The organism is Neobacillus mesonae, assembly GCF_023715155.1.
GTDB classification, from domain to species: Bacteria; Bacillota; Bacilli; order Bacillales; family Cytobacillaceae; genus Neobacillus; species Neobacillus mesonae_A.
In genome coordinates, this window is the sequence record NZ_JAMBNQ010000002.1 from 1 (window position 1) to 13092 (window position 13092).

Here is a 13092-nt window from a genome sequence, read left to right on the forward strand (position 1 = left end):
TTCCTACAATAAGATGTTTGATCGAAATTCTTTCAATTAGTTGATTTTGTTTGTCTTGCATTTTAAACTTCATAATAGAGCTTCCTCCTAAGATTGATTTTGTGTTGTGTGTGTATAATCATCTTACTGAGGGGCTCTATTTTTATCAAACGGTAAAAAGAGCTATCTACAGGAATTCTTAATTTTGCAAATAACGGGAAAACTTCCGCTTATTTTTTACTTCCAAGGGGGCTATCCTGTAATCCAGCTTTTTCGCAGAGTCCGCTTATTCCTAAATTGAATAAACTACCGCTTTTCTTGGCATAACAACATAGTTTACGAAAACAGCCTTTAATAAAAAACTGCGGTTAAATTAGTGCGGGAATCATCCCATAGGTAAATGAGGTTTCTGAAGCATCGTGATCCAGTTAAATGGTAAAGGATTGTGGCTTTCATAGCGGGAATGAAAGCCACATTTCCGATTGGGGCAAAGTCCTCCCGAACCCTAAACAGGTGAATGTAATATCTTTTCAACTGTTAAGAGGGTGCAGGACATAACTTATTCTATAAAATTATTGGGCTTGTTCTATAATGGTCTGCACTAACTTTTGACTTTTTAATCCTTCTAAACCATCAACAATGGGAGCAGTATCTCCCAGTATAGAAAAAATAAAATGATTAATGGCCCCTTCAAAACCTTTTTCTTTTAAGATTGTTTCCCATGAACCGGTTTCTGTTATTTTTAATTCGCCCTTTTCTTCAACCTCAAAGGTATGGAGGTTTTTCACTCTAATAACTTTTCCCATATTAACGATTTCCAAGAGTTCTAATCCTGTACCAGCATTTCGATGAAACCCTGTGAGTACTTGCATTCCATTTTGTGCTTGAAAACTATGATGGGAATATATTAAATTGTTATTTTCATTTTGGTGGATATGCCCGCCTTTTAAGGTAATTTGACCTTCACTAATCCATCTTGCTAAATCAATGAGGTGGATATAACTGTCCAAAAGTGAATCTGCATAAAAATGATTATTAATATTATTTTTCCTGTACTTATCTATCCTGACCCAGGCCATATCATGACAGGCTTCCTTCGCTTTTACATACATTGGTGCAAATCTTCTATTAAAGCCAACCATTAACTTTCTGTTATACTTTTGACTTAAATCCACTAAAATTTCAGCTTGTCCCACTTTTTCTGTAAGAGGTTTGTCAACATAGACATCTTTCCCCCTATTCAAAAGATAATGGATAATCTCAAAGTGTGATGAAGTTGAACTATGAACAAATACTGCATCACTATGGTCACACAAGCTTTCTAAGCTTTGAAAGGGGTTGATTCTATATTGAGAACATATTATTTCCCTTTTCTTTGCATTTGGAGTAAATGCTCCAGACAGCTTCCAATCCTGTTCTTTTGTGAGAATGGGTAAATAAGCCTTTTGAGCTATATCCCCTAATCCTACCATACCAATCCTCAGTTTTTTCATGACTCATTCCTCCAAAAAATTATAGTCCACTCATAATAAGGGGGATTAAATAAACTAAGAAGTCATTTATGGGGAGATCAAACGGAGCAGCTGCATGATACTTTAAGAAAAATATAAGGGGAATGTTAATGAAAAACTTATCCCCTCAATCTCATCGTTTCATGTTAATCATAAATTTATACCGGTCGGCTCGATAAGAGGACCTAACATATTCAACAGGAGTGCCATCCTTTAAAAAAGTTTGCTGCTGAATAAGCATGATGGGGGAACCTTTTTTAATTTTTAAAAACTCCGCTTCAACTTGAGTGGCAATTGATGATTCAATTACTTGTGAAGCTTGGTCAATTTCAAGGTTCAGTTGGTCTTCGATGTATGAATAAACCGATTCTTTAACAATCTGTTCTGTCAGGCCTTTCACAAGGTTTGCCGGGATGTAATTGAATTCCAAAGCCATTGGGACGTCATCCGCTAAACGAATCCGTTTCATTTCATAGACGGGTCCATATTCCTGAATGCCGAGCTGTGCAGCAATTTGGCTGGTCGCGGGAATAATTTCAAACGAAATTAATTGGCTGCCGGGTGTAAGACCTCTGGCCTCCATATCTTCGGTAAAGCTTCTTAGCCGGTGGAGAGGCTGTTCAATTTTTCGCTCAGAAACAAATGTTCCTTTTCCTTGAATTCGATGTAAATATCCTTCATTGACAAGCTGGGTTAAAGCTTGTCTTACAGTCATTCGGCTGATATGGAATTTTTCAGCATATTCTCTTTCAGCAGGGATAGCATCACCGGGCTTTAATTCACCCTTATCAATCAAATCCTTTAAAAGCTCCTGAAGTTGATAATAAATCGGGATGGGGGAATCCTTTTTAATCATTCTCCTCTCAACGGCATCCTTTCTATTTAAAGTAAACGGCCATCCTTCACAAAACAATATTTCGCTTTTTATGAAAAGGTCCTGTTAAATATGCCTGTCCGATTGGAACGATAGGTACTTAGTGCTCTCCGCAGTTGTGCATGAGAGCCCGCTTGGCACTTTTGGCGCCTGAAGGGTCTCTCATGTCCCGTACTGCCAGTGCCTTCTTTTTTCCGTGCCAATCAACAGGCTTAAAAAAATCAACTGTATCCATTAGCAGAGCCTAAAGACGGCACAGAGAGGAAGAACCTCAATCGTGAACTTTTCACCCTGCAATAATGGCCTTATCTGCAATAATTGTAACATATGGATGGTTATTCGGCACTGATACAGGAAACCGCTCTTCTATATTTCCATTCAAAATCCTTTTCAAAGCTTCTTTTCTTTGTTCTCCGGAAATGAGTAATCTCTGCTTTTCATGATTGAAGAAATCCCCATTGTAATTGCTTTTGCTGGAGCCTCTTCCATACTGTTGAAAAATCTTGCATCCGATTTTCTTGTGGAAGTTGTTCGTTCAACAACATGTTTTTCAGATTGGAAAGATACTGCGGGCTTAATTAAATCGGATAGGTCCATTCTTGCCAATCTCAAGAGTCGGTCAATCAATTCCTTTATGTCTTTTAAATTAGATTCTCATAAACAGCACATTCCTTGTATATCGTCCAAGGTTCCACGTGAAACAAATGTGTTACTTTTTTGTATATGAATATGGTCGAATAGATTATGTTTCATATCATAACGATAACTGATTGGTTTCAGCGTGAATGTCATCAGTTTTTCTACTCCCAAGTGAATTTCACTTAAACAATCTATTATCATGTTGAAGATCATCCTGGAACTTGTCCCAATTATTTTTTGCTTAAAGTGATAAAATGCGTATAATGATTTTTATTAAAAGAATGAAATGGAGTAGATTAAATGGTCCAATCAATCAATACAAAAGTCGATTTAGTTATGGATGCAACTTCACATATGGGGATGTCAGATTATGGCAAGATTATGATTGGAGACAAAGGATTTGAATTCTTCAACAATCGTGATGCGCGTAAGTTTATTCAAATTCCTTGGGAAGAGGTTGATTACGTGATTGCTTCAGTCATGTTCAAAGGGAAATGGATTCCACGCTATGCTATCCAAACTAAGCGAAATGGTACCTATTCATTTTCTTCTAAAGAGCCGAAAAAGGTTTTGCGGGCAATTCGTGAATACGTTGATCCGAATCATTTGGTACAATCATTAAGTTTTTTTGATGTGATAAAACGCGGTTTGAAGAGTGTAATTAAAAAGTAATCGTTGTACATACAAGGCAGGTTGGACCTTGTTTTTTTTTGTTGGGACAAATTCAAAATGACTAACTGATAAATTGTTAATCACTTTTTTATTGAAAGAGGAATACCCGGTGTGCTATAATCTCTCTTGGATACTCATTAAAGTGATGCAGCAAATATTAAAAGAATCTATTTGATGCAGAAGCTGTTTATTTAGCAATTCATTTATAGCGTTTGCAAAATAAATTTAAATAGCCATCGTCATTATTTTTTACGTGTTACTGATTCGATCAGGCATGAGTGAAAAGTATTGATTAAAATGAAGACTCAGGGGGATTCTATACCCATACCTTTATTTTAATCGACTTTTTGCTCATGCCTTTTTTATTGTTTTTATTGAAATTGTAACCGCTTAGGTGAGCTGATAAATACTTTAGGAGATTAAGCTGTAACAATAATAATAGGAGGTAAAAAGATGGTAGGAATTATTATTGCTAGTCACGGTGAATTTGCCACTGGTATCTTGCAATCTGGATCGATGATCTTTGGGGAACAAGAAAATGTAAAAGCTGTTACGTTGATGCCGAGCGAAGGACCTGATGATGTAAAGGCAAAAATGAAAGAAGCAATCGCCTCTTTTGACAACCAAGACGAAGTATTATTCTTAGTCGATCTTTGGGGTGGAACTCCTTTCAACCAAGCCAACAGCTTGTTTGAAGAACATAAAGACAAATGGGCAATCGTTGCCGGCATGAACTTACCAATGTTGATTGAAGCTTTTGCATCCCGCTTCTCAATGAACACAGCGCATGAAATTGCTGCAAATATTTTGGGTACGTCTAAAGAAGGGGTTAAAGTAAGACCCGAAGAATTAGAACCAGCAGCACCATCTGCTGCTGTTGCAGCTAAACCTTCAAATGCAGGAGCCCCTGGTAAATTTGAATATGTGTTAGCACGTATTGATTCTCGCTTACTTCACGGACAAGTAGCGACTGCTTGGACAAAAACGACACAGCCTACACGTATCATCGTTGTATCTGATACAGTAGCTAAGGATGAACTCCGTAAGAAATTGATTCAACAGGCTGCTCCTCCAGGTGTAAAGGCACATGTAGTTCCCGTCCATAAAATGATTGAACTTGCAAAAGATGATCAACACTTTGGCGGCCAGCGCGCATTACTTCTTTTCGAAAACCCGCAAGATGCGCTTAGAGCAGTTGAAGGCGGCGTCCCATTGAAGACAATCAACGTTGGTTCAATGGCACACTCACCTGGTAAAGTTCAACCGAATAAGGTACTGGCCTTTAGTCAAGATGATATTGATACGTTCGCTAAGTTAAAGGAACTTGGTTTGAACTTCGATGTACGTAAAGTTCCGAATGATTCAAAAGGCAGCATGGAAGAAATTATTAAGAAGGCTCAAGAGGAGCTAAATAAACAAAAATAATCCTAATTATCAGAGAAAATGGAGGGATTAATAATTATGGATTTGAATGTGATTCAAATAATATTAGTCATTATCGTAGCATTTTTAGCTGGCATAGAAGGAATCTTGGATGAATTCCAATTCCATCAACCAATCGTGGCTTGTACGTTAATCGGCTTAGTGACAGGAAACTTAGTACCAGCACTTATCTTAGGCGGTACCCTTCAGCTAATTGCTTTAGGATGGGCAAACATCGGAGCTGCCGTAGCACCGGATGCTGCGTTAGCATCAGTTGCATCTGCCATTATATTAGTTTTAAGCGGGCAGGGTGAAGCTGGTGTAGCTTCTTCAATCGCCATTGCTGTTCCGCTTGCAGTTGCAGGTTTATTATTAACAATCATCGTCCGTACAATTGCAACAGGATTAGTACATTTAATGGATGCTGCAGCAAATGAAGGAAACATCAGAAAAGTTGAATTCTGGCAAATCGTCGCTATCTGCTTGCAGGGGCTGCGTATTGCAATCCCGGCTGCATTGATTTTAGCGATTGGTGCAGGTCCGGTTAGAGACTTACTTACAGCCATGCCATCTTGGTTGACAGACGGTTTAGCAATTGGCGGGGGAATGGTCGTAGCTGTTGGTTATGCAATGGTTATTAACATGATGGCTACAAAAGAAGTTTGGCCATTCTTCGCAATTGGTTTCGTATTAGCGACGATTTCACAAATCACACTTATCGGTCTTGGAGCTATCGGTGTGGCTCTTGCACTTATCTATTTAGCCTTATCTAAACAAGGCGGTTCAGGTCATGGAGGAGGAAATTCAAACTCTGGTGATCCGCTAGGCGATATTATTGATAATTACTAAGAAGGAGGCGGAGATAAAAATGGCTAATGAATTGAGATTATCAAAAAAGGATCGTATTTCTGTTTGGTGGCGTTCCACTTTCATTCAAGGCTCTTGGAACTATGAACGTATGCAAAATGGCGGCTGGGTTTATTCAATGATTCCCGCAATCAAAAAATTATATAAAACAAAAGAAGAGCAATCTGCTGCACTAAAACGTCACTTAGAGTTCTTTAATACTCACCCATATGTAGCTTCACCTGTTCTTGGTGTAACCTTAGCACTTGAAGAAGAACGTGCAAATGGTGCTCCGGTTGACGATACAGCTATTCAAGGGGTTAAAGTCGGAATGATGGGGCCTTTAGCAGGTATCGGGGATCCGGTTTTCTGGTTCACTGTTAGACCAATCCTTGGTGCGTTAGCGGCTTCTCTTGCTTTGACGGGTAACATCCTTGGGCCGATTCTTTTCTTCGTTTTATGGAATCTCATTCGAATGGGATTCACGTGGTATACGCAGGAATTCGGTTACAAAGCTGGTTCTAAAATTACTGACGACTTATCAGGCGGATTACTTCAAGATATTACTAAAGGTGCATCCATCCTGGGTATGTTCATCCTTGGTTCATTAGTAAACCGTTGGGTATCTGTGCAATTTACGCCAATTGTATCCTCGGTTAAACTTTCCAAAGGTGCTTATATTGACTGGGATAAACTACCGGCTGGATCTGAAGGGATTAAAACTGCGTTAGAACAACAGGCGGCTGGTCTTTCATTAAATCCTGTTAAAGTAACGACTTTACAAAATAACTTGGATAGTTTAATTCCTGGTTTAGCAGGATTAGCCATCACACTTCTTTGCATGTGGCTGCTTAAGAAGAAAGTTTCTCCAATCGTTATGATTCTTGGATTGTTCGTGGTTGGAGTGGTCTTCCACTTAATACATTTAATGTAGTAAATTGGAGGCTTTTGCCTGGTCTTTTTTCAAAAATTAAAGGTAGGCCTGTATTCAACAAATTATGCATACAAATAGAGCAGCACCTCCTGGGATGAAAAACCTATCTATGCTAGGAGGTGCTTTTTTTCATATGCCAAAACAAATGTATCAATTACATACCGAAAACAAGGAATTACCGTTGCACTGCTGCTGGCGCGGCAGGCTGCTCATAAGAGTTAGTACATTTTATTGGAGGTAAGAAAATGCAGCCATTGTTTTTACACCCAGTATTTAAAGAACGAATATGGGGTGGGACCACATTACAAACAGAATTTGGATATGATATTCCTTCCAATTATACAGGGGAATGCTGGGCCATTTCTGCTCACCCGAATGGTCCGTCTTTAATTAAAAATGGTCCATATGAGGGAATGGGTTTAGACGAATTGTGGAACAAGCATCCTGAACTATTTGGGAATCCTAAGGAAAAGGTCTTTCCGTTGTTAACCAAAATTTTAGATGCCAACCAAGATTTATCTGTTCAAGTTCACCCGGATGATACCTATGCACAGGTTCACGAAAATGGCGAACTAGGCAAGACAGAATGCTGGTATATCATAGACTGTAAAGAAGATGCCTACATCATTTTCGGTCATAACGCAAAAACAAAAGAAGAATTAAGGAAGCAAATCGAGGATGGAAAATGGGAAGAGCTGCTTCGAAAAGTAAAAATAAAACCCGGTGACTTTTTCTATGTGCCAAGCGGAACGATTCATGCCTTATGTGAAGGAACACTGGTATTGGAAACCCAGCAAAGTTCCGACAGCACTTATCGGGTGTATGATTACAACCGCAGAGATGCAGCCGGAAACTTGCGCGAGCTTCATTTAGAAAAGGCAATTGATGTAACCACTGTGCCGTATCAGGATCAATTGAGTGTCCCTTCTGTGGAAAAATGCAAAAATGTCACGATAACCACCTATGTGAATTCTGGCTTTTTTTCTGTCTATAAATGGGATGTCAATGGAAAAACTTCATTTTCATTTGATGACTGCTATTTGCTGCTAAGTGTTATTAAGGGTGAAGGACGTCTTCTTCATAATGGAGAGAAATATGATCTAAAAAAAGGGTCACATCTGATTATTCCTTTTGGCTTTGGTAGTTTTGAACTGGAAGGAAATTGTGAATTAATCGTTTCACACACTTAACTTTACAGCCATTTTTGGCTGCCAGCTGCTATTTCATCACCTTATGGAAAGCAAGAGGACCTGCTTCCTGTTTTCCAAAGCTTTACGGGTATTAACGATAAATATATTTTAGGGGGCCGCTATGCTTACTATTGGTTATATTGGAAATGGGAAAAGCACGAACAGATATCATCTGCCGTTCGTACTGCAAAGAGAGAATATAAAGGTAAAAACAATTTATCAAAGAAATCCTGCGCATGAAAGCTGGGATAGGATTGCAGGAGTCCATTATACCTCTGATTTAGATGAATTATTATATGACAAGGACATTCAACTAATTGTGGTTTGCACAAGAATTGACAGTCATTATGAGTACACAAAGTTAGTATTAGAACATAATAAAAACTGTTTGGTTGAAAAGCCTTTTATGGAAACCTCAGAACAGGCAAAAGAAATATTTTCATTGGCAAAAGAAAAGGGATTAATTGTTCAGACATATCAAAACAGGCGCTTTGATAGTGATTTTTTAACCGTTCAAAAGGTCATTAATGAAGGAAAATTAGGAGACTTGCTGGAAGTGGAAATGCATTATGACTATTACCGTCCCGAAGTACCAGAGTCTGCTCATTCTTTTAATCCTGTTGAGTCATTTTTATATGGACATGGCTGTCATACACTCGATCAGGTCATCAGCTGCTTTGGCAAGCCGGATCAAATACATTATGATGTAAGGCAATTATTAGGGCAAGGAAGAATGAATGATTATTTTGATTTGGATTTATATTATGGCAGGTTAAAGGTATCTGTAAAATCCAGTTATTTTCGACTTAAAGAAAGACCAAGCTTTGTCGTTTATGGTAAAAAGGGATGCTTTGTGAAAGAAACGAAAGATCGTCAGGAAGAACATTTAAAGTTATTTTACATGCCTGATCACAAAGATTTTGGTATAGATACAATAAAACATTATGGTGTACTGACATATATGGATGAAGAAGGTATAATCCACGAAGAAAAAGTGAAATCCGTAAAAGGTGATTATGGAAGAGTATATGATGATTTATATGAAGCTATCGTAAATGGTAAAGATAAAACCATTACAGACGAACAGACACTGCTGCAAATGGAAATATTAGAAACTGGAGTTAAAAACTTAAAGTAAATGAAAGGCTGACAGGATAAAAATTTTTAAAGATGTCGATAGCAATCCTTAAAGGGGTTGGGTTTTTTGTATAAAAGACGCTATTTAGATGTGTTACGTGGAGCCGTACCAAAGAGGTGCGGTTTTTATTTATTCTGGGTTAGAACGAATATAAATTTTGTATCCCTTACCATATAAACAACCTTACCTTGCAGGGGATTATTGGTTGTTTATATGGCCATTATGATATTTTCATTTTACGTTTCCCGTAAAATAGGAAGAGTGCAACATCGAAAGGATCCACCTGATTTAATGATTTCTGTGATATCCACTTCAATAACTTGAAAGCCTCGGGTACGGAGCTGTTTGTTTACATTCTTATTGACTGGCAAACTTAATACCCGTTTATTTCCTAAACTGAGAACGTTTGTGCCTAATTGAAATTGTTCTTCTTCCGAAACTTCAATTAAATCATAGCGGGAAGCAAAAAAATCGATGCTTTTTTTCGTTAAGGCATTTGGGTAGATAAGGGCCGTTTCAGATGAAACGACATTAAATACACAATCTAAATGCAAGTATTTTTCTTTAAATGGGATGGGAATCACATTGAATTGATTTAAAAGACATTGTAATTGTTCAGCAGCTTTCTGGTCCGTCCGATTACTCAACCCCACGTAAATGGTTTCCCGATCAATCACAACATCTCCGCCTTCAATTCGTTCCTCAGCTAAATTATAATAAGAGATTTCCTCATCTTCGAGCCATTGTTTTAAAACATTTTCTTCTCCTGCTCGAACATCTGTTGCCATCTTTGCAACAAAGATTGTTTGTCCTAAGGTAAAACCAATATCCCTGGTAAAGACCTGTTCAGGATATTTTTTATGATAAGGTAATAAAATAACTTCGATGTCATTTTCCTTTAGCGTTTTGACAAATTCACCATGCTGCTCTAACGCACGCTCAATATGGATTCCTTCATTTTTAAAATGCTCTTGCGTTTCATTAATAACTTCCCGAATTGACATATATTGAGGCTGACAAAGAATAACTCGTTTTAAACCATCGTATTCACTCATACAAAAAGTCTTATTGTTTGCCTTTGGAGTTTCTGCCATTTTGTCCTCCTATCTTCTCTCTTTAAAGTTAGGTTTTCCTAAACAGCCGTGATTATTTACAAACTAATATTAGGAAATCTAATTGCACTTGAGGATATTAAAACAAGAAGAATAGGAATAATAAAAAACGCAAGTTTAATAGTAATTAGTTCAGATAATGTGGAGAATATCTAAAACCACAACACAAATAACATAAGAATTCGTTGCATGAATAACAAGTAATTAACAATATAACTAGCACACAAAAAAGCTCTTTAATATGGAGAAGTTGTACAAGTCGTTAACGCTAAGGCAAGTTTGATAAATAGGCGGAGAAATTTCCCTTAAGTAACAAAAGACACTGAAAATAGCTAAAATAGACGGAGGGTTTCCGCCTATTGACTCGAAAAATGTGAAAATAGGTAATTTTGCTTTGGATAAGCGGAAATCCTCCCCTTATATTCCACGAAACGAGCTCTATTCTGCATATAGCGGAAAAAACTCCGCTTATTTTACCTTCGCCGGTTACCCAATTATGGATTAGACTACTTATGTTTCAAAAAAACCAAGTGAACCTCAGTAAAAAACAACCTAGCCAATTGCATAGGAATTAACAAGTAATTAGCACAGCACATTGAAAACAACTATTGTCAATATGTTTTTTAGGCTGCGATTTTGCTGGCTAATTAAAGTGGTTATAGCTCTTGGTCGTTGATATATAAGAGGAAAATAGGAGACAAAATCGTATGCGATTTTGTCTCCTATTTAACATGCTGTGTGGTATGTTTCTCCACCGAAACGGAACTACTTAGTTTAATAGGTGAGGTTTTTGTAGAAAAAGTAACAGTACCAATTCGTACATGGTCACCACCGATGTTTTGCCGAACTGTTAAAAAATTCGGTGGTGATAGGAAGTTCTTACTCTAAAAGGCTTGCTGGAGTAAAGGCAGGCAGCAGTTTATTCAATTCCTATCTTCTCCGGAAAGGCTAAAAATTGACGATAAAGAATACACATCAACACTACTATTTGTGCTGTTAGTAAAGCTTAACTATTTATTTATAATTCCTACTCCCTGTTCATTAATAGTAAGTTGTTCATTTTCACTTAGGTTAGTAAATACAACTGGCGTTATGATAGAAGGAACTTTGTTCTTAATCGTATTAAAATCTGCTTCAAGGAGCTTTTGTCCCTTTTTTACCTTTTGCCCGTCTTTTACAAAAGTGGTGAATCCTTCCCCATTCAGGCTAACTGTTTCGAGCCCAACATGGATTAAAATTTCCCTCCCAGTGTTATCCACTAAGCTGACCGCATGTTTTGTTGGAAATACGCTTATTACCTTTCCATCAACTGGTGATATTACTGTTCCATTTGCAGGTTGTATGGCAAACCCGTCACCCATCATTTTTTGGGAAAATACAGGGTCAGGAACCATTTCTATTGAGACAATTTCCCCGTCTAAAGGCATTACACTAAAAAAATTACTCTCGTCCTTATTCTTTTTAAATAAACCTTTTAGCATATAAAAAGCCCCTTTTATCTATTATTTTAATTGTGGAATCGATTCCACACTATAACAAAAAAAGTAAAGTGCAAGTAATACTTTAAAACCATTTTAATAATTTGAAATAAAAAAATCAATGGCAGTAAATTTGATTAATACACCAATTTAGGTTTTAATAATTGGAAAAAGGTATTTAAATTGGACTTTTGAACCTTATTATTTAATTGGTTTAACAATAAGAACCTTTTTCATTTTATTTAATTTGTGTAGAATAAGGGTAGTTTATTTATTTGCCCAGGAGGACCTATTTATGTCAACCATAAAAGAAATTGCTGAAAGGGCGAATGTTTCCCGGACAACTGTTTCGAGAGTATTAAATAATTCTGGTTACGTCAGTGAGGAGGTAAAAAAAAGAGTTTTAAAGGTCATTGAAGAGACAGGTTATGTCCCAAGTGAAAATGCCAAATCATTACGGACAAAAAAAACAAAAGTAATTGGCGTTATTCTTCCTAAAATAAGCACTGAAACATCAAGCCGCCTTGTTAATGGTATAGACGAAGTTTTAGCAGAAAAGGGCTATCAAATCCTTCTTACCAATACCAATCTTATACCTGAAAAGGAAATAGAATTTTTAAGGCTTTTGAAAAGCCGGCATGTTGATGGCGTTATTCTATCTGCAACGAATATCAACGAGCAATTAGTTGATGAGATTTATAGATTAAAAATTCCTTTTGTCATGGTGGGACAACGTATTTCCGGATTACCCAATGTAGTTTTTGATGATTATCAGGCTACCAGAGACATAGTGAACCTTCTAATAAAAAAGGGGCATAAAAAAATTGCCTTTATAGGGGTAGACGAAAAAGACCATGCCGTTGGGTATTTACGAAAACTTGGTTTTATAGAATCCATGAAAGAAAGCCATTTGCCGATCGAGAAAAGCTGGATCCAAAAAGGAATATTTGATATGAAATCGGGTTATAATTGCATGAAATTGATCCTGGATTCTTCACAAAATAAACCGACTGCCGTGGTAGCAGTAACGGACAGGCTTGCCATTGGTGCTATGCAGTATATTAAAGAAATCGGGTTATCAATTCCGGGGGATATCGCTATTGCAGGTATGGGAGCTTCAGAACTATCTAAGTTTATTAGCCCTCCCTTAACGACCATTGATTTTTCATTTGAAGACGCGGGACGTGAAGCTGCTTCTTTATTATTGGAGAAAATTAATGGACATGATTACCATGAAACAATCCGGACAATAAAGTATAGACTTTTAGAAAGAGACAGTATATAATGAGTGTGTAAT

Annotated in this window: 12 protein-coding genes and 2 pseudogenes; 8 read left to right on the plus strand and 6 right to left on the minus strand. The window is 37.3% G+C overall.

The features are described from left to right. Positions 1 to 551 precede the first annotated feature (551 nt). The 4 genes from M3183_RS02850 to M3183_RS02865 all read right to left on the minus strand — a co-directional run bounded on the left by M3183_RS02850 (position 552) and on the right by M3183_RS02865 (position 3204). Positions 552 to 1472 (minus strand): Gfo/Idh/MocA family protein, encoded by a 921-nt coding sequence (locus M3183_RS02850; protein ID WP_251466288.1) that lies wholly within the window; start codon positions 1470 to 1472, stop codon positions 552 to 554. A gap of 151 nt (positions 1473 to 1623) precedes the next feature. After that, on the minus strand, positions 1624 to 2346 hold the full coding sequence (locus M3183_RS02855; RefSeq protein WP_251466290.1) for a GntR family transcriptional regulator: 723 nt from the start codon (positions 2344 to 2346) through the stop codon (positions 1624 to 1626). 408 nt (positions 2347 to 2754) lie between these two features. After that, positions 2755 to 2961: a sugar phosphate isomerase family gene (locus M3183_RS02860; protein WP_251466292.1), complete on the minus strand. Its 207-nt coding sequence runs from the start codon at positions 2959 to 2961 to the stop codon at positions 2755 to 2757. Positions 2962 to 3018: 57 nt separating this feature from the next. Next, positions 3019 to 3204, minus strand: a complete 186-nt coding sequence (locus M3183_RS02865; RefSeq protein WP_251466293.1) for a hypothetical protein — start codon at positions 3202 to 3204, stop codon at positions 3019 to 3021. Between the two features lie 99 nt (positions 3205 to 3303). Here M3183_RS02865 and M3183_RS02870 point away from each other — a divergent pair, with 99 nt between their 5' ends. From M3183_RS02870 to M3183_RS02900, 7 genes and pseudogenes are all read left to right on the plus strand, one after another. Continuing rightward, the gene (locus tag M3183_RS02870) at positions 3304 to 3675 is read left to right on the plus strand and encodes a DUF956 family protein (RefSeq protein ID WP_251466295.1); all 372 of its coding nucleotides are present in this window, start codon (positions 3304 to 3306) and stop codon (positions 3673 to 3675) included. 79 nt (positions 3676 to 3754) lie between these two features. Then, positions 3755 to 3884: pseudogene (locus M3183_RS02875) on the plus strand (PRD domain-containing protein); the annotation flags it as partial. A 244-nt stretch (positions 3885 to 4128) separates the two neighbouring features. Continuing rightward, positions 4129 to 5100, plus strand: coding sequence for a mannose/fructose/sorbose PTS transporter subunit IIA (locus tag M3183_RS02880; protein ID WP_251466297.1), 972 nt, complete (start codon positions 4129 to 4131; stop codon positions 5098 to 5100). Positions 5101 to 5142: 42 nt separating this feature from the next. Beyond that, entirely contained in the window at positions 5143 to 5946 is an 804-nt protein-coding gene (locus M3183_RS02885) for a PTS mannose/fructose/sorbose transporter subunit IIC (protein WP_311315346.1), read from the plus strand. 19 nt (positions 5947 to 5965) lie between these two features. Further along, a complete protein-coding gene (locus tag M3183_RS02890; protein ID WP_251466301.1) occupies positions 5966 to 6877 on the plus strand; it encodes a PTS system mannose/fructose/sorbose family transporter subunit IID in 912 nt (303 codons plus the stop codon). Positions 6878 to 7122: 245 nt separating this feature from the next. Beyond that, a complete protein-coding gene (gene manA / locus M3183_RS02895; protein WP_251466303.1) occupies positions 7123 to 8067 on the plus strand; it encodes a mannose-6-phosphate isomerase, class I in 945 nt (314 codons plus the stop codon). A 121-nt stretch (positions 8068 to 8188) separates the two neighbouring features. Further along, a complete protein-coding gene (locus M3183_RS02900) occupies positions 8189 to 9205 on the plus strand; it encodes an oxidoreductase (protein WP_251466304.1) in 1017 nt (338 codons plus the stop codon). Between the two features lie 236 nt (positions 9206 to 9441). Here the strand turns inward: M3183_RS02900 and M3183_RS02905 are convergent, their stop codons facing one another. Both M3183_RS02905 and M3183_RS02910 read right to left on the minus strand, forming a co-directional pair. Next, positions 9442 to 10299 carry a dimethylarginine dimethylaminohydrolase family protein gene (locus M3183_RS02905; RefSeq protein ID WP_251466306.1) on the minus strand — a complete coding sequence of 286 codons (858 nt, stop codon included), beginning with the start codon at positions 10297 to 10299 and terminating at the stop codon, positions 9442 to 9444. A 1028-nt stretch (positions 10300 to 11327) separates the two neighbouring features. Continuing rightward, positions 11328 to 11741 (minus strand): annotated as a pseudogene (locus tag M3183_RS02910) (PTS sugar transporter subunit IIA); the annotation flags it as partial. Positions 11742 to 12090: 349 nt separating this feature from the next. Here M3183_RS02910 and M3183_RS02915 point away from each other — a divergent pair. Continuing rightward, the gene (locus M3183_RS02915) at positions 12091 to 13080 is read left to right on the plus strand and encodes a LacI family DNA-binding transcriptional regulator (protein ID WP_251466308.1); all 990 of its coding nucleotides are present in this window, start codon (positions 12091 to 12093) and stop codon (positions 13078 to 13080) included. Positions 13081 to 13092: the final 12 nt, after the last annotated feature.